Below are 16,443 nucleotides of genomic sequence, written 5' to 3' on the forward strand. Positions count from 1 at the left end.
TGTTGCGTAATTCGTCGGGCCCGGGCAAGCGAGGCCCCGCCGGGCGAGTGGTGGGCTGGATCACTTAGGCCTACCTAAGGTGACCTGCGGAAACGGGTGCGGGTCGGGCGAGGGGCCGTCGGCGGCGCGCCCACCAGGGGGAAGGCGCCCGGAGCCGGAGGTCCGCCCCGCTCACCACCCCCGCGCGGAGCGCCCCCGTCGCGAACCTAGACTTCGCCCCATGCGAAGCGACCCGGTCGTCCAGGTGCGCGCCCTGGTGAAGCGGTACGGCGCCAAGACCGCCGTCGACGGTCTCGACCTCGTGGCCCGCCCCGGCGTCACCGCCGTGCTCGGCCCCAACGGGGCGGGCAAGACCACCACCGTGGAGACCTGCGAGGGCTACCGCAGACCGGACTCCGGGACCGTCCGCGTCCTCGGCCTCGACCCGGTGCGCGAGGGCGCCGCGCTGCGCCCCCGCATCGGCGTGATGCTCCAGTCCGGCGGCGTCTACTCCGGCGCCCGCGCCGAGGAGATGCTGCGCCACGTGGCGAAGCTCCACGCCCACCCGCTGGACGTCGACGCGCTGATCGAACGGCTCGGCCTCGACTCCTGCGGCCGTACGAGCTACCGCCGCCTCTCCGGCGGCCAGCAGCAGCGCCTGGCACTCGCCATGGCCGTCGTCGGCCGCCCCGAACTGGTCTTCCTCGACGAGCCGACCGCCGGTCTCGACCCCCAGGCCCGCCGCGCCACCTGGGACCTCGTCCGGGACCTGCGGGCCGACGGCGTCTCCGTCATCCTCACCACGCACCACATGGACGAGGCCGAGGAGCTCTCCGACGACGTGGCCATCATCGACGGCGGCCGGGTCGTCGCCCAGGGCTCCCCCGAGGAGCTGTGCCGCGGCGGCGCCGAGAACACCCTGCGCTTCACCGGCCGCCCCGGGCTCGACGTGGGCTCGCTGCTCAAGGCGCTGCCCGCCGACAGCTCCGCCGCCGAGCTGACCCCCGGCTCCTACCGGGTCGCGGGCAAGATCGACCCGCAACTGCTGGCCACCGTCACCTCCTGGTGCGCGCAGCACGGGGTGATGCCGGACCGCATCTCGGTCGAACGGCACACCCTCGAAGACGTCTTCCTGGAGCTCACCGGCAAGGAGCTGCGCTCGTGACCACCGCCACCGGCACCTACGCCCCGAGGCCCGGCGCGGCCCCGCTGCCGCGCATGATCGGTGCGCAGGCCGTGCTCGAGACGAAAATGCTGCTGCGCAACGGCGAACAGCTCCTGCTGACCGCCGTGATCCCCACCCTGCTGCTCGTGCTGTTCAGCTCGGTCGACATCGTCGACACGGGCAAGGGCGAGGCCGTCGACTTCCTGGCCCCCGGCATCCTGGCGCTCGCCGTGATGTCGACGGCCTTCACCGGGCAGGCGATCGCCACCGGCTTCGAGCGGCGCTACGGGGTGCTGAAGCGGCTCGCCGTCTCCCCGCTGCCCCGCTGGGCCCTGATGACCGCCAAGACGCTGTCCGTGCTGGTCACCGAGGCGCTGCAGGTGGTCCTGCTGACGGCGATCGCCTTCGCGCTCGGCTGGTCGCCGCACGGCAACCCCGGCGCCGTGCTGCTCCTGCTGGTGCTGGGCACCGCCGCGTTCTCCGGCCTCGGGCTGCTGATGGCCGGCACGCTGAAGGCGGAGGCCACGCTGGCGGCCGCCAACCTGGTGTTCCTGCTGCTGCTGATCGGCGGCGGCGTGATCGTGCCGCTGGACAGATTCCCGGGCGCCGCCCAGGACGTGCTCGGGCTGCTGCCCATCTCGGCGCTCTCGGACGGACTGCGGGACGTGCTGCGCGACGGCGCCGGGATGCCCTGGGGCGACCTCGGGATCCTGGCCGTCTGGGCGGTCCTCGGGCTCGCGGCGGCCGGGCGCTTCTTCCGCTGGGAGTGAGCGGAGGCACACCCCTCGGGGGCGCCCCTCGTGAATCGGTGCACAAGCGGCGGCCTACGATGGTGCCCGTGCCCAAGCTGACCCGCGCCGAGGCCGTGCAGGCCGTGCGCAACCCGCTCGCCTTCATCGCCGCACGCTGGACCCCGTCCCCGCGGACCGTCCAGCGGGCCGCCCTCCTCGCACTCGCCATGTCGGTCGTCCTGGTCGTCACCGGTGGCGCGGTACGGCTCACCGGCTCCGGCCTCGGCTGCCCGACCTGGCCCAAGTGCACGGACGACTCGCTCGCCACCACCGGCGCGATGGGCTTCCACGGGGTCATCGAGTTCGGCAACCGCATGCTGACCTACGTGCTGTGCGCGGCGGTCGGCTGGGCGATCATCGCCGCACGCGCCGAGAAGCCGTGGCGGCGGGGGGTGACCCGGCTGGGCTGGGCGCAGTTCTGGATCGTCATGGGCAACGCGGTGCTCGGCGGCATCGTGGTCCTGGTCGGCCTCAACCCGTACACGGTCGCCGCGCACTTCCTGCTGACCTCGGCGCTCATCGGGGTGGCCACCGTCATGTGGCAGCGCACCCGCGAGGGCGACGGGGCGCCCCGGCCGCTGGTCGGCCCGGCGGTGCGGCAGCTCGTCTGGTTCCTGGTCGTCGCCTCCGTGCTGCTGATCGCGGTGGGCACGGTGGTGACCGGTGCGGGGCCGCACGCGGGCGACTCCAGCGACGTGAAGCGGATGCCGCTGGACTGGGAGACGGTGAGCAAGCTGCACGCGGTGCTGGCGTGGATCGTGGTGACGCTGACGTTCGCGCTGTGGTTCGTGCTGAAGGCGGTCGACGCGCCGAAGGGCCCGTCGGCGCGGACCCGGGAGCTGTTCGTGATCCTGCTGGCGCAGGGCGTGATCGGTTACGTGCAGTACTTCACGAACCTGCCGGAGGCACTGGTGGGGTCCCACATGCTGGGTTCCGCGCTGATCTGGGTGGGCGTCCTGCGCGTCCTGCTCTCCCTGCGGGAACGCCCCACTCCGGCGGCCGACCTCCCGGCAACCCCCAGCACGACGCTGACCAACGCGTAGTTCCCCAGGAGTTCTGGGAAGGGCGTGGGCGGCCGCGGAGCACCCGCGGCCGCCCACGCGCCCCGTCCGCCCGTGCGCCCGTCACCGGGGCGGACGGGCTCAGTCGTTGCTCGGGCCGCCCACCTGGATGCCGGCCATGCGCGACCACTCGTAGCGGCCGGTGCGCACCCGGCCCGCGAGCTCTCCGTCGAACGTCTCGTGCACGGTGAGGCCCGCCCGGGTCACCGCCTGCTCGGCGATCGCGTGGGTCGGTGCGACCAGGTCCCCCCAGCCGCCGTCCGCGCCGACGAGGACGATGCGGGCGCCGCGCTGCCCGAGGTGGGCGATCTGCCCCTCGGCGCCCCCGTGGGCCTTGGCGAAGGCGCCGATCTCCTTGGCCAGCCGGTTGGCCCGGCGGGCGTCCCGGGCGGCGTGCCGGGCATCGGTGGAGCTGCCGTCCTGCGTGGTCTCGTCTGCCGTGTCGTCTGCCATGGCCAGGATGCTACCGGCGAGTAGGGGGAACGGCGACGGGCGGGCGCGTGGTCTTGCCCACGCGCCCGCCCGTCGCCGTCCGTCGTCCGCGTCTACCGCAGGAAGGGGTCCACCGCGACCGCCACGAAGACGATCGAGACATAGGTGATGCTCCAGTGGAACAGGCGCATCTCCTTGAGCTTCGCGCCCGTCACCTCCGCCTTCGCGCGGTTCATCAGCGCGTGCGCCTCCCAGAGCCACATGCCGCCGGCCGCCAGCGCCACCGCGAAGTAGAACCAGCCGGTGTAGCCGAGCGGGGTGAGCAGCAGGGACGCGCCGACCATCACCCAGCTGTAGAGGACGATCTGCCGGGCGACCACCTTGTTGGAGGCGATGACCGGGAGCATGGGCACGCCCACGCGGGCGTAGTCGTCCTTGACCTTCATGGAGAGCGGCCAGTAGTGCGGCGGCGTCCAGAAGAACATCACCAGGAAGAGGACGATCGGCGCGTAGGACACCGTGTTGGTGACGGAGGACCAGCCGATCAGCACCGGCATGCAGCCCGCGATGCCGCCCCACACGATGTTCTGCGAGGTGCGCCGCTTCAGGATCATCGTGTAGACGACGACGTAGAAGAGGAGCGCGCCGAGCGCCAGCCAGGCGGAGAGCCAGTTGACGGTGAGGCCGAACAGCAGCGTCGAGACGACCGCGAGACCGATGCCGAAGACCAGGCACTCCCAGGGGCGCACGATCCCGGTGACCAGCGGCCGCTTCGAGGTGCGCTCCATGAGGGCGTCGATGTCGCGGTCGATGTACATGTTCAGCGCGTTGGCGCCGCCCGCGGACAGATAGCCGCCGAGGCAGGTGAGCAGGACCAGCCCGAGGTCGGGCACTCCCTGCTGGGCGAGGAACATCACCGGAACGGTGGTGATGAGGAGCAGCTCGATGATCCGTGGCTTGGTCAGCGCCACGAACGCCTTCACCCGGGCTCCGAACGAGTACCGGACCCGGTTGCTGTCCGCCCCCGGTTCCCCCGCGGCCTCGACGGTACGGGTGGTGCCCCCATCCGCTGGTCGGGATTCGACGGCCGTCACGCACACCCCTGACATGGACATCAAAGCGAGCCATACCCGCACCAATGGCGGGTAAAGGACTCGCGCGTACCACGCCACTTTAGACGTTGCCCCTCTTCCGCTCCGCGCGGGGGTGGCCGTGTGGTGCACCCCCGCGCGGCCACCGTGTTGAGCACTCGGGTGACGTGATCCGTATGGAGGGGCCGGAGGGCGGGAACGACCGGGTCCGGGAAGGGCCCGAAGGACAGGTCCGGCATCCGGGACGAGTCGAAAGAACGCACTACCTCCAGGGGTAGGCTCATCACGGCCGGTACGCGCCGCGTGACCGGCATTCGACATGTGGAGAGGAGCCCTGACCCAGGGTGAGCACCAAGCCGACCACCACAGACCTCGAGTGGACCGAGTGGGACCAGCGGGCCGTGGACACCGCCCGTGTCCTGGCCGCCGATGCCGTACAGAAGGTCGGGAACGGCCATCCGGGCACGGCGATGAGCCTGGCACCGGCCGCCTACACCCTCTTCCAGAAGGTGATGCGCCACGACCCGGCGGACGCCGACTGGGTGGGCCGCGACCGTTTCGTGCTGTCCGCCGGCCACTCGTCCCTGACCCTCTACATCCAGCTCTACCTCGCCGGCTTCGGCGTGGAGTTGGACGACCTCAAGTCCTTCCGGACCTGGGGCTCGAAGACCCCCGGTCACCCGGAGTACGGCCACACGGTGGGCGTGGAGACCACGACCGGGCCGCTGGGCCAGGGCGTGGCCAACGCGGTCGGCATGGCGATGGCCGCCCGCTACGAGCGCGGTCTGTTCGACCCGGAGGCCGCCCGCGGCGAGTCCCCCTTCGACCACTACGTCTACTGCATCGCCGGTGACGGCTGTCTGCAGGAGGGCATCTCCGCCGAGGCGTCCTCGATGGCCGGACACCAGAAGCTGGGCAACCTCATCCTGCTGTGGGACGACAACCACATCTCGATCGAGGGCGACACGGAGACCGCCGTCTCCGAGGACACCGCCAAGCGGTACGAGGCCTACGGCTGGCACGTGCAGCGCGTGGAGCCCCAGGAGAACGGCGACCTCGACCCGCGGGCGATCCACGCCGCGATCGAGGCCGCGAAGCAGGTCACCGACCGGCCGTCGTTCATCGCGATGCGCTCGATCATCGCCTGGCCCGCCCCGCACGCGCAGAACACCGAGGCCGCGCACGGCTCGGCGCTCGGCGAGGACGAGGTCGCGGCCACCAAGCGCGTCCTGGGCTTCGACCCGGACAAGAGCTTCGAGGTCTCCGAGGAGGTCCTCGCGCACACCCGCAAGGCCCTGGACCGGGGCGCGGAGGCCAAGGCCGCGTGGAACAAGGGGTACGAGGCCTGGCGCGGCGCCAACCCGCAGCGGGCCGCCGACTACGACCGGGTCGCCAAGGGCGAGCTGCCGGCCGGCTGGGAGGCCAAGCTCCCGGAGTTCGAGCCGGGCAAGGCCGTCGCCACCCGTGCCGCCTCCGGCAAGGTGCTCCAGGCGCTCGGCGCGGTGATCCCCGAGCTGTGGGGCGGCTCCGCCGACCTCGCGGGCTCCAACAACACCACGATCGACAAGACCAGTTCCTTCCTGCCCGAGGGCAACCCGCTGCCGGAGGCCGACCCGTACGGCCGCACGATCCACTTCGGCATCCGCGAGCACTCCATGGCCGCGGAGATGAACGGCATCGCGCTGCACGGCAACACCCGCATCTACGGCGGCACCTTCCTGGTGTTCTCCGACTACATGCGCAACGCCGTCCGCCTCTCGGCGCTGATGCACCTGCCGGTGACGTACGTGTGGACGCACGACTCCATCGGCCTGGGCGAGGACGGTCCGACCCACCAGCCCGTCGAGCACCTGGCCTCGCTGCGCGCGATCCCCGGCCTCAACGTCGTGCGCCCGGCGGACGCCAACGAGACCGCGCTCGCCTGGGCGGAGATCCTGCGCCGCTGGACGAAGGAGTTCGGCAAGGGCGCCCCGCACGGGCTGGCCCTCACCCGGCAGGGCGTGCCCACATACCCGGCCAACGAGGACACCGTCAAGGGCGGTTACGTGCTCTTCGAGGCCGAGGGGAGTGACGGGCAGCGCGTCACGCCCGAGGTCATCCTCCTCGCGACCGGCTCCGAGGTGCATGTAGCGGTCGAGGCACGGGAACGGCTCCAGTCGGAAGGTGTTCCGACCCGGGTGGTGTCCATGCCGTCGGTGGAGTGGTTCGAGGAGCAGGACCAGGGGTACCGGGAAGCGGTGCTGCCCCCGTCCGTCAAGGCCAGGGTCGCCGTGGAGGCGGGGATCGGCCTGACGTGGCACAAGTACGTCGGGGACGCCGGACGCATCGTCTCCCTGGAGCACTTCGGCGCCTCCGCGGACGCGAAGACGCTCTTCCGCGAGTTCGGCTTCACCGCCGAGAACGTGGCCGACCAGGCCCGGGAATCTCTCGCCGCCGCCCGGCGCTGACGCTCATATACGACACGTAGGAGATGCATTTTCCATGACAGACGCACTCAAGCGCCTCTCCGAGGAAGGCGTGGCGATCTGGCTGGACGACCTGTCGCGCAAGCGGATCACGTCCGGCAACCTCGCCGAGCTGATCGACCAGCAGCACGTCGTGGGCGTCACCACCAACCCGTCGATCTTCCAGAAGGCCATCTCGCACGGCGACGGTTACGACCAGCAGCTGTCCGACCTCGCCTTCCGCAAGGTGACGGTCGAAGAGGCCATCCGCATGATCACCACGGCGGACGTCCGGGACGCGGCCGACATCCTGCGCCCGGTCTTCGACGCCACCGACGGCCAGGACGGCCGGGTCTCCATCGAGGTCGACCCGCGCCTGGCCCACAACACCAAGGCCACCGTGGCCGAGGCCAAGCAGCTCGCCTGGCTGGTGGACCGCCCCAACACGCTCATCAAGATCCCGGCCACCCGCGCGGGCATCCCGGCGATCACCGAGACGCTCGGCCTGGGCATCAGCGTCAACGTCACGCTGATCTTCTCGCTGGAGCGCTACCGCGAGGTGATGGACGCCTACCTGGCCGGTCTGGAGAAGGCCAAGGAGCGCGGCCTGGACCTGTCGCAGATCCGTTCCGTGGCGTCCTTCTTCGTGTCCCGCGTGGACACCGAGATCGACAAGCGGATCGACGCGCAGGGCACCGACGAGGCGAAGGCGCTGCGCGGCAAGGCCGGCCTGGCCAACGCCCGGCTCGCCTACCAGGCGTACGAGGAGGTGTTCGGCTCCGCCAACAACTCGACACCGCCCTCGGACCGCTGGGCGGCCCTGGAGAAGGCGGGCGCCCGCAAGCAGCGTCCGCTGTGGGCCTCCACCGGCGTCAAGGACAAGGCCTACAAGTCCACCCTGTACGTCGACGAGCTGGTCGCGCCCAACACGGTGAACACCATGCCGGAGGCGACGCTGCTGGCCACCGAGGAGAGCGGCGAGATCCGCGGCGACGCGGTGTCCGGCACCTACGAGCAGGCCCGTGCCGACATCGACGCGCTCGCCGAGATCGGCATCTCCTACGACGAGGTCGTCGAGCTCCTGGAGAAGGAGGGCGTCGACAAGTTCGAGGACGCCTGGAACGACCTGCTCAAGTCGACCGAGGCGGAGCTCGAGCGCCTCGCCCCTTCGGAGGGCTGACCCCTTGACCGCACACGGAGCGAACCCGCTCCGTGACGCCGCGGACCGACGGCTCCCGCGTATCGCGGGGCCGTCGGGCCTGGTCATTTTCGGCGTCACGGGGGATCTGTCGCGCAAGAAGCTGATGCCCGCCGTCTACGATCTGGCCAACCGCGGCCTGCTCCCGCCGGGTTTCTCCCTGGTGGGCTTCGCCCGCCGCGAGTGGGAGCACGAGGACTTCGCGCAGGTCGTGCACGACGCGGTGAAGGAGCACGCGCGCACGCCCTTCCGCGAGGAGGTCTGGCAGCAGCTCGTCCAGGGCATGCGCTTCGTCCAGGGCACCTTCGACGACGACGAGGCCTTCGAGCGGCTGCGCGGCACGATCGACGAGCTGGACAAGGCGCAGGGCACGGGCGGCAACTTCGCCTTCTATCTGTCGGTGCCGCCGAAGTCGTTCCCGGTCGTCATCCAGCAGCTCAAGAAGCACGGACTGGCCGACCAGTCCCGCGGCTCCTGGCGCCGTGCGGTGATCGAGAAGCCCTTCGGGCACGATCTCGCCTCCGCCGAGGAACTGAACGCGATCGTGCACGAGGTGTTCGCCCCGGACCAGGTGTTCCGGATCGACCACTACCTGGGCAAGGAGACCGTCCAGAACATCCTGGCGCTGCGCTTCGCCAACCAGATGTTCGAACCGATCTGGAACCGGTCCTTCGTGGACCACGTGCAGATCACGATGGCCGAGGACATCGGCATCGGCGGCCGGGCCGGCTACTACGACGGCATCGGCGCCGCCCGCGACGTCATCCAGAACCACCTGCTGCAGCTCATGGCGCTGACCGCGATGGAGGAGCCCGCCTCCTTCGGCGCGGACGCGCTCGCGGCGGAGAAGACCAAGGTGCTCGGCGCGGTCCGGCTGCCCAAGGACCTCGGCACGGACACCGTGCGCGGGCAGTACGCGGCCGGCTGGCAGGGCGGTGAGAAGGCGGTCGGATACCTCCAGGAGGAGGGCATCGACCCCCAGTCCAAGACCGACACCTATGCGGCGATAAAACTCGGCATCGACAACCGCCGCTGGGCGGGCGTGCCCTTCTACCTGCGCACCGGCAAGCGGCTGGGCCGCCGGGTCACCGAGATCGCGGTGGTCTTCCAGCGGGCCCCGCACTCCCCCTTCGACTCGACCGCCACCGAGGAACTCGGGTCCAACGCCATCGTCATCCGGGTCCAGCCCGACGAGGGCGTCACGGTCCGCTTCGGCTCCAAGGTGCCGGGCACCTCGATGGAGATCCGGGACGTGTCCATGGACTTCGCCTACGGCGAGTCCTTCACCGAGTCGAGCCCCGAGGCCTACGAGCGGCTCATCCTGGACGTCCTGCTCGGCGACGCCAACCTCTTCCCGCGCACGGAGGAGGTCGAGCTGTCCTGGAAGATCCTCGACCCGATCGAGCGGTACTGGGACACCCACGGCAAGCCCGCGCAGTACGCCTCGGGCACCTGGGGGCCGGCCGAGGCCGATCAGATGCTGGAGCGAGACGGACGGAGCTGGCGCCGGCCATGAAGATCGATCTCACCGACACCACGGCCAGCAAGATCAACAAGGCGCTGGTGCAGGGCCGTCGCGCGATCGGCACCCCGGCGGTCGGCCTGGTGCTCACCCTCGTCATCGTCACCGACGAGGAGAACGCCTACGACGCGCTGAAGTCCGCCGGCGAGGCTGCGCACGAGCACCCCTCGCGCACGCTGGTCGTCATCAAGCGGGTCTCGCGCTCGCTGCGGGACCGCACCACCTCCCGGCTGGACGCGGAAGTCCGGCTCGGCGCCGAGGCGGGCACCGGCGAGACGGTGGTGCTGCGCCTGTACGGCGAGGTCGCCGACCACGCCCAGTCCGTGGTGCTGCCGCTGCTGCTGCCCGACGCGCCCGTCGTCGTCTGGTGGCCGGTCAACGCGCCGCTGGACCCGGCCGGCGACCCGCTCGGCGCGCTCGCCCAGCGCCGGGTCACCGACACCTACGCGGCCGAGGAGCCGGTGCGGGAGCTGACCGCCCGCGCCGACTCCTACACGCCCGGCGACACGGACCTGTCGTGGACGCGGATCACGCCCTGGCGCTCGATGCTGGCGGCGGCCCTCGACCAGATCGCCTGCCAGGTGCAGGCGGTCGAGGTGGAGGGCGAGGAGGCCAACCCGAGCTGCGAGCTGCTGGCGATGTGGCTCGCGGACCGGCTCGAGGTCCCCGTGCGGCGGTCCTCGTCTTCCGGCCCCGGGCTCACCGCGGTCCGGATGTCCACCGACTGCGGCCCGATCACCCTGGACCGCGCCGACGGCCGGCTCGCCACCCTCACCATCGAGGGGCAGCCGGAGCGGGCGGTGGCGCTCAAGCGCCGCGACACCGCCGAGCTGATCGCGGAGGAACTGCGCCGGCTCGACCCGGACGACACCTACGCCTCCGCGCTGCGCTTCGGGGTGGACCGGCTGCAGGCGGGGCACGCGGGCGCCGCCGACGCCGCGTGGGAGGCGGCCGGGAAGGCCGCCGCGAAGAAGTCCGGCGAGGAGTCGGCGGACGGGGCCGCCGGGAAGGCCGCCGCGAAGGAGGCGGCCGCCAAGTGAACGCGCCCCAGCTCGTCGTCCACCGCGACAAGGAACTGATGGCCCAGGCCGCCGCGGCCCGGCTGATCACCAAGGTGGTCGACGCCCAGGCCTCCCGCGGCTCCGCCTCCCTGGTGCTGACCGGCGGGCGCAACGGCAACGGCCTGCTGGCCGCGCTCGCCGCCGCGCCCGCCCGGGACGCGATCGACTGGGGACGCCTTGACCTGTGGTGGGGCGACGAGCGGTTCCTGCCCGAGGGCGACCCCGAGCGCAACGTCACCCAGGCCCGCGAGGCGCTGCTCGACGCGGTGCCGCTGGATCCCGCGCGGGTGCACGCCATGCCCGCCTCGGACGGGGCGTACGGCTCCGACGCGGAGGCGGCGGCCGAGGGGTACGCGGCGGAGCTGGCCCGGGCCGTCGGACCGGGAGAGCACGGCGGGGTACCGGCCTTCGACGTGCTGATGCTGGGCGTCGGGCCGGACACGCACGTCGCCTCGCTCTTCCCGGAGCTGCCGGCGGTGCGGGAGACGGAGCGGACGGTGGTGGGCGTGCACGGAGCGCCGAAGCCGCCGCCGACCCGGATCTCGCTGACGCTGCCGGCGATCCGGGCGGCACGCGAGGTGTGGCTGCTCGCGGCGGGGGACGACAAGGCGGGCGCGGTGAAGATCGCGCTCTCCGGCGCGGGCGAGGTGCAGGCTCCGGCGGCGGGGGCGTACGGCAGCGCCCGCACCCTGTGGCTCCTGGACGAGCCCGCGGCCTCGCAGCTCCCGCGTTCGCTGTACCCGCCTGCCTCGGCGTAGGCAAGCCCGGCACTTCTGACAGCGCGGTGCCCCGCGCCCCCTGCGAGGGGCTCGGGGCACCGCGCTGTCGTGCTCCCGGGCCCCCTACCGGCCGCGCAGCGCCCGGTACTTGGCGACCAGGGCCCGGCTGGAGGCGTCCAGACCGGGCACGTCCGCGCCCTCCGTCAGGGCGGGCTCGACCCGCTTGGCGAGGACCTTGCCCAGCTCGACGCCCCACTGGTCGAAGGAGTCGATGTTCCACACCGCGCCCTGGACGAACACCTTGTGCTCGTAGAGGGCGATGAGCTGCCCGAGGACCGAGGGCGTCAGTTCCCGCGCGAGGATCGTCGTCGTCGGGTGGTTGCCGCGGAAGGTGCGGTGGGCGACCTGCTCCTCCTGGGCGCCCTCGGCGCGCACCTCCTCGGCGGTCTTGCCGAAGGCCAGGGCCTGCGTCTGGGCGAAGAAGTTCGCCATCAGCAGGTCGTGCTGCGCCTTCAGTTCCTCGCTCAGCTCCGCCACCGGCTCGGCGAAGCCGATGAAGTCCGCCGGGATGAGCTTGGTGCCCTGGTGGATCAGCTGGTAGTAGGCGTGCTGCCCGTTGGTGCCGGGCGTGCCCCACACCACCGGCCCGGTCTGCCATTCCACCGGGTGCCCGTCACGGTCCACGGACTTGCCGTTGGACTCCATGTCGAGCTGCTGGAGGTAGGCGGTGAACTTGGACAGGTAGTGGGAGTACGGCAGCACGGCGTGGGACTGGGCGTCGTGGAAGTTGCCGTACCAGATGCCCAGCAGACCGAGCAGCAGCGGCACGTTGGACTCGGGGGGCGCCGTGCGGAAGTGCTCGTCGACCAGCCGGAAGCCGTCGAGCATCTCGCGGAAGCGGTCGGGGCCGATGGCGAGCATCAGCGAGAGACCGATGGCGGAGTCGTAGGAGTAGCGGCCGCCGACCCAGTCCCAGAACTCGAACATGTTGGCCGTGTCGATGCCGAAGTCGGCGACCTTCTCCGCGTTCGTCGAGAGCGCCACGAAGTGCTTGGCGACGGCCTCCTGACCGGCCTTCAGCTCGCCCAGCAGCCAGTTGCGGGCGGAGGTGGCGTTGGTGATCGTCTCGATCGTGGTGAACGTCTTGGAGGCGACGATGAACAGCGTCTCGGCGGCGTCCAGGTCGCGGGTCGCCTCGTGCAGGTCGGCGCCGTCCACGTTGGAGACGAAGCGGACCGTGAGGCCGCGGTCGGTGAAGGCGCGCAGCGCCTCGTAGGCCATCGCGGGGCCGAGGTCGGAGCCGCCGATGCCGATGTTGACGACGTTCCTGATGCGCCGGCCGGTGTGCCCGGTCCACTCCCCGGAGCGGACCCGCCCGGCGAAGTCGGCCATCCGGTCGAGGACTTCGTGCACCTTCGGCACGACATTCCCGGGGGTCTCGCCGTCCACCTCGACCACCGCGTCCCGCGGGGCACGCAGCGCGGTGTGCAGGACGGCCCGGTTCTCGGTGGTGTTGATCCGCGCACCGCCGAACATCGCGTCCCGCAACTCGAACACGCCGGTGGCGGCGGCCAGCTCGCGCAGCAGCCGGAGGGTGTCCTCGGTGACGAGCTGCTTGGAGTAGTCGACGTACAGGTCGCCGACCTGGAGCGTGTATCCGGTGCCGCGCGCGGGGTCGGCCTCGAACAGCTCCCGCAGGTGGGTGCCGGCCAGTTCCTCGCGGTGCGCGGCCAGCGCGGACCACTCGGGAGTGCGGTCGAGCCGGGTACGGCTGTCTGCGTTCATCTCGGACTTCAGCCTTCTTCCTTGCCTTGCCTGTGCGTGCTGTGCCCCGCTGCCGGTTCCAACCTAATTGATCAGCGCAGGTGGAGGCGGTACGACGCCGTCACCGGCGCGACAAGGGGTACGGCCGAGGCGGCCCGTGCGTTCGGCGCACGCCTGTGGGAGCGGCCGCGCGCGCCCGCGGAAAAGACTCCGGCCAGGCATCCACCGGATGCCTGGCCGTCTCGTCGTGTCAGATCTCGCCGCGCAGTTTCGCGAGCGCCTCGGCGAGGATCGCCTCGCCGTCCGCGTCGCTGCGCCGCTCCCGTACGTAGGCGAGGTGCGTCTTGTACGGTTCCGTGCGCGGGGGGTCCGGCGGGTTGTCCCGGTCCTGTCCGGCGGGGAAGCCGCAGCGCGGGCAGTCCCAGGTGTCGGGGACCTGCGCGTCGCTGGCGAAGCTCGGCTGCGTCTCGTGCCCGTTGGAGCACCAGAAGGAGATGCGAAGACGCGGGGCGGACTCGCCGCGCTCGGCCTCGCCCATCGGCCCAGCCCCGACCCGGCTACCTCGGATCGCGTTGCCACTTGCCACGGTCGTAACTCCCTGCGTGATGGTGCCGCGAAGCGAGTCGGCGTTCCGCTTCGCTGCGAGCGCCTCAGTCTACGTAAGGCCCAACGCGCGTCCAGTGAGGGGAGTTACCCCCCGGCCCGGGACGCAACCCCATGATAGGCCGCGTCCCAAGGGCTGGTCGTGGCCTCCGTACTAGTGATTGCTCTTGATGACCAGACCGAGCACGACAATGCACGCGAACCACAGCAGACCGACCGCGACGGTGATGCGGTCCAGGTTGCGCTCGGCGACCGAGGAGCCGCCGACCGACGACTGCATGCCGCCACCGAACATGTCGGAGAGACCGCCGCCCTTCCCCTTGTGCATCAGCACCAGCAGCATCAGCAGCAGGCTGAACACGATCAGGGCGATTGAGAACCCCAGAACCACGGCTGGACCAACTTCCTCGGATGCGAATCGACGACGGGGGCCGGTGGCGGTGCGGCACACGGCCCCACCACTGGCCCCCGCAAGGGTACGACGGATCGCCGCTAAGGCGTACTCACTGGTCGCGGAAGCGCACGATCTTGACGAACTCCTCGGCGTCCAGCGAGGCACCACCGACGAGCGCGCCGTCGATGTCGGGCTTCGCCATGATCTCGGCGACGTTGCCCGACTTCACGGAGCCGCCGTACTGGATGCGGACCTGGTCGGCCAGCTCCTGCGAGTACAGCTCGGCCAGCTTGCCCCGGATCGCGGCGCACACCTCCTGGGCGTCGTCGGCGCCGCAGACCTTGCCGGTGCCGATGGCCCAGACGGGCTCGTAGGCGATGACGATCGTGCCGGCCTGCTCGGCGGGGACGTCCTTGAGACCGCCCTCGACCTGGGCGAGCGTGTGCGTGACGTGGTTGCCCGCCTCCCGCACGTCCAGCTCCTCGCCGACGCACAGGATCGGGGTGAGGCCGTGCTTGAAGGCCGCCTTCACCTTGGCGTTGACGATCTCGTCGGTCTCGGCGTGGTACTGCCGGCGCTCGGAGTGGCCGACGGCCACGTAGGCGCACTTCAGCTTGGCGAGCAGCGGGCCGGAGATCTCACCGGTGTAGGCGCCCGAGTCGTGCGCGGAGATGTCCTGGGCACCGTACTTGATCTTGAGGTTGTCGCCCTCGACCATGGTCTGCACCGAGCGCAGGTCGGTGAAGGGCGGCAGGACGGCGACCTCGACGGCGTCGTAGTCCTTGTCGGCCAGGGCGAAGACGAGCTTCTGGACGTGCGCGATGGCCTCGAGGTGGTTGAGGTTCATCTTCCAGTTGCCCGCCATCAGCGGCGTGCGAGTGGTCATACGGGGTCAGTCCTCCAGTGCGGCGAGGCCGGGGAGCGTCTTGCCCTCGAGGTATTCGAGGGAGGCGCCGCCGCCGGTCGAGATGTGGCCGAATGCGGTCTCGTCGAAGCCGAGCGTACGCACGGCCGCGGCGGAGTCTCCGCCGCCGACGACGGTGAAACCGTCCGAGTCGACGAGAGCCTGGGCGACCGCCTTGGTGCCCTCGGCGTAGTCGGGGTGCTCGAAGACGCCCATGGGACCGTTCCAGAAGACGGTCGCGGCGTCGGCGAGCTTGCTCGCGTACAGTTCGCCGGTCTTCGGGCCGATGTCGAGGCCCAGCTGTCCCTCGGGCATCTTGTCGGCGTCGACGGCGGAGTGCTCGGTGGGCGCCTTGGCCTTCAGGTCCGGGAAGCCCGGGGAGACCACGACGTCGATCGGGAGCACCAGCTCGACGCCCTGCTTCTCGGCGCGCTCCAGGTACTCGGTGACGGCCGGGATCTGGTCCTCCTGCAGGAGGGAGGCGCCGACCTCGTGGCCCTGGGCCTTGAGGAAGGTGAAGGCCATGCCGCCGCCGATGAGGATGCGGTCGGCCTTGCCGAGGAGCTGGTCGATGACGGCGAGCTTGTCGGAGACCTTGGAGCCGCCGAGCGCCACGACGTAGGGGCGGGCGACGTCCTCGGTGAGCTTCTTCAGGACACCGACCTCGGTGGCGATGAGGAAGCCGGCGTAGTGCGGCAGCCGTTTCGGCAGGTCGAACACCGAGGCGTGCTTGCGGTGCACGGCGCCGAAGCCGTCGCCGACGTAAGTGTCGGCGAGGCCGGCCAGCCTGTCGGCGAAGGCGCCGCGCTCGGCCTCGTCCTTTGCGGTCTCCCCGGCGTTGAAGCGCAGGTTCTCCAGGACCGCGACCTGTCCGTCGGCGAGGCCGGACACGGTGGACTCGGCGGACTCGCCGACCGTGTCCTCGGCGAAGGCGACGTCGGCGCCGAGGAGTTCACCGAGGCGGGCGGCGGCCGGGGCGAGGGAGAAGGCGGGGTCGGGCGCGCCCTTGGGGCGGCCGAGGTGCGAGGCGACGATCACGCGGGCGCCCGCCTCGGACAGGGCCTTGACCGTCGGGACGACGGCGCGGATGCGGCCGTCGTCGGTGATCGTGGTGCCGGACAGCGGCACATTGAGGTCGGCGCGGACGAAGACGCGCTTGCCCGCGACGCCGTCCGAGAGGAGTTCGTCGATCGTCTTCATGCAGGGACTCCCTGATGCTGTGGGTCGCTCTGATCGTCGCGATCACTGGTGACCGCGGATGACGGCGCGGAAGCCGGTCGTTTCTGGACGCGCGTCAGGGCTCGGACGGCGCGAC

The 16,443-nt window shown here is 71.2% G+C and carries 15 protein-coding genes; 8 read left to right on the plus strand and 7 right to left on the minus strand.

Annotated features, from left to right (window positions below; all coding sequences use genetic code 11):
• Nucleotides 1-220: 220 nt before the first annotated feature.
• The 3 genes from OHB09_RS07570 to OHB09_RS07580 are packed head-to-tail and all read left to right on the plus strand — an operon-like array spanning nucleotide 221 to nucleotide 2,978.
• Nucleotides 221-1,144 carry an ABC transporter ATP-binding protein gene (locus OHB09_RS07570; protein ID WP_006143434.1) on the plus strand — a complete coding sequence of 308 codons (924 nt, stop codon included), beginning with the start codon at nucleotides 221-223 and terminating at the stop codon, nucleotides 1,142-1,144.
• A 53-nt stretch (nucleotides 1,145-1,197) separates the two neighbouring features.
• The gene (locus OHB09_RS07575; RefSeq protein ID WP_213088196.1) at nucleotides 1,198-1,914 is read left to right on the plus strand and encodes an ABC transporter permease; all 717 of its coding nucleotides are present in this window, start codon (nucleotides 1,198-1,200) and stop codon (nucleotides 1,912-1,914) included.
• Nucleotides 1,915-1,973: 59 nt separating this feature from the next.
• The gene (locus OHB09_RS07580) at nucleotides 1,974-2,978 is read left to right on the plus strand and encodes a COX15/CtaA family protein (protein WP_328921755.1); all 1,005 of its coding nucleotides are present in this window, start codon (nucleotides 1,974-1,976) and stop codon (nucleotides 2,976-2,978) included.
• Nucleotides 2,979-3,077: 99 nt separating this feature from the next.
• Here OHB09_RS07580 and OHB09_RS07585 read toward each other — a convergent pair whose 3' ends face one another.
• Together OHB09_RS07585 and OHB09_RS07590 are read right to left on the minus strand one after the other, a co-directional pair.
• Nucleotides 3,078-3,449: a hypothetical protein gene (locus tag OHB09_RS07585; RefSeq protein WP_093598790.1), complete on the minus strand. Its 372-nt coding sequence runs from the start codon at nucleotides 3,447-3,449 to the stop codon at nucleotides 3,078-3,080.
• 92 nt (nucleotides 3,450-3,541) lie between these two features.
• Nucleotides 3,542-4,528, minus strand: coding sequence for a heme o synthase (locus OHB09_RS07590; RefSeq protein WP_040896853.1), 987 nt, complete (start codon nucleotides 4,526-4,528; stop codon nucleotides 3,542-3,544).
• A gap of 335 nt (nucleotides 4,529-4,863) precedes the next feature.
• On the opposite strand from OHB09_RS07590, the gene tkt reads away from it, so the two are divergent.
• The 5 genes from tkt to pgl are packed head-to-tail and all read left to right on the plus strand — an operon-like array spanning nucleotide 4,864 to nucleotide 11,502.
• On the plus strand, nucleotides 4,864-6,966 hold the full coding sequence (gene tkt, locus OHB09_RS07595; protein ID WP_319350982.1) for a transketolase: 2,103 nt from the start codon (nucleotides 4,864-4,866) through the stop codon (nucleotides 6,964-6,966).
• Between the two features lie 34 nt (nucleotides 6,967-7,000).
• Nucleotides 7,001-8,143 (plus strand): transaldolase, encoded by a 1,143-nt coding sequence (gene tal, locus OHB09_RS07600; RefSeq protein ID WP_328921756.1) that lies wholly within the window; start codon nucleotides 7,001-7,003, stop codon nucleotides 8,141-8,143.
• Nucleotides 8,144-8,147: 4 nt separating this feature from the next.
• Nucleotides 8,148-9,677 carry a glucose-6-phosphate dehydrogenase gene (gene zwf, locus OHB09_RS07605; protein WP_006143442.1) on the plus strand — a complete coding sequence of 510 codons (1,530 nt, stop codon included), beginning with the start codon at nucleotides 8,148-8,150 and terminating at the stop codon, nucleotides 9,675-9,677.
• On the plus strand, nucleotides 9,674-10,723 hold the full coding sequence (opcA, locus tag OHB09_RS07610; protein ID WP_093595692.1) for a glucose-6-phosphate dehydrogenase assembly protein OpcA: 1,050 nt from the start codon (nucleotides 9,674-9,676) through the stop codon (nucleotides 10,721-10,723). The genes zwf and opcA overlap by 4 nt, the downstream gene beginning before the upstream one ends.
• Nucleotides 10,720-11,502 (plus strand): 6-phosphogluconolactonase, encoded by a 783-nt coding sequence (gene pgl / locus OHB09_RS07615; protein WP_328921757.1) that lies wholly within the window; start codon nucleotides 10,720-10,722, stop codon nucleotides 11,500-11,502. Before opcA ends, pgl begins: the two co-directional genes overlap by 4 nt.
• Before the next feature lie 84 nt (nucleotides 11,503-11,586).
• Here the strand turns inward: pgl and pgi are convergent, their stop codons facing one another.
• The 5 genes from pgi to OHB09_RS07640 all read right to left on the minus strand — a co-directional run bounded on the left by pgi (nucleotide 11,587) and on the right by OHB09_RS07640 (nucleotide 16,328).
• Nucleotides 11,587-13,248 carry a glucose-6-phosphate isomerase gene (gene pgi, locus OHB09_RS07620; RefSeq protein ID WP_328921758.1) on the minus strand — a complete coding sequence of 554 codons (1,662 nt, stop codon included), beginning with the start codon at nucleotides 13,246-13,248 and terminating at the stop codon, nucleotides 11,587-11,589.
• A gap of 229 nt (nucleotides 13,249-13,477) precedes the next feature.
• The gene (locus tag OHB09_RS07625) at nucleotides 13,478-13,813 is read right to left on the minus strand and encodes an RNA polymerase-binding protein RbpA (RefSeq protein ID WP_003957010.1); all 336 of its coding nucleotides are present in this window, start codon (nucleotides 13,811-13,813) and stop codon (nucleotides 13,478-13,480) included.
• 171 nt (nucleotides 13,814-13,984) lie between these two features.
• Nucleotides 13,985-14,221, minus strand: coding sequence for a preprotein translocase subunit SecG (gene secG / locus OHB09_RS07630; protein WP_006143446.1), 237 nt, complete (start codon nucleotides 14,219-14,221; stop codon nucleotides 13,985-13,987).
• A gap of 112 nt (nucleotides 14,222-14,333) precedes the next feature.
• Entirely contained in the window at nucleotides 14,334-15,110 is a 777-nt protein-coding gene (gene tpiA / locus OHB09_RS07635; RefSeq protein WP_191892378.1) for a triose-phosphate isomerase, read from the minus strand.
• A 6-nt stretch (nucleotides 15,111-15,116) separates the two neighbouring features.
• Nucleotides 15,117-16,328: a phosphoglycerate kinase gene (locus OHB09_RS07640; protein WP_319350985.1), complete on the minus strand. Its 1,212-nt coding sequence runs from the start codon at nucleotides 16,326-16,328 to the stop codon at nucleotides 15,117-15,119.
• Nucleotides 16,329-16,443: the final 115 nt, after the last annotated feature.

Source organism: Streptomyces griseoaurantiacus, assembly GCF_036189845.1.
In the GTDB taxonomy this organism is placed as follows: domain Bacteria; phylum Actinomycetota; class Actinomycetes; order Streptomycetales; family Streptomycetaceae; genus Streptomyces; species Streptomyces griseoaurantiacus.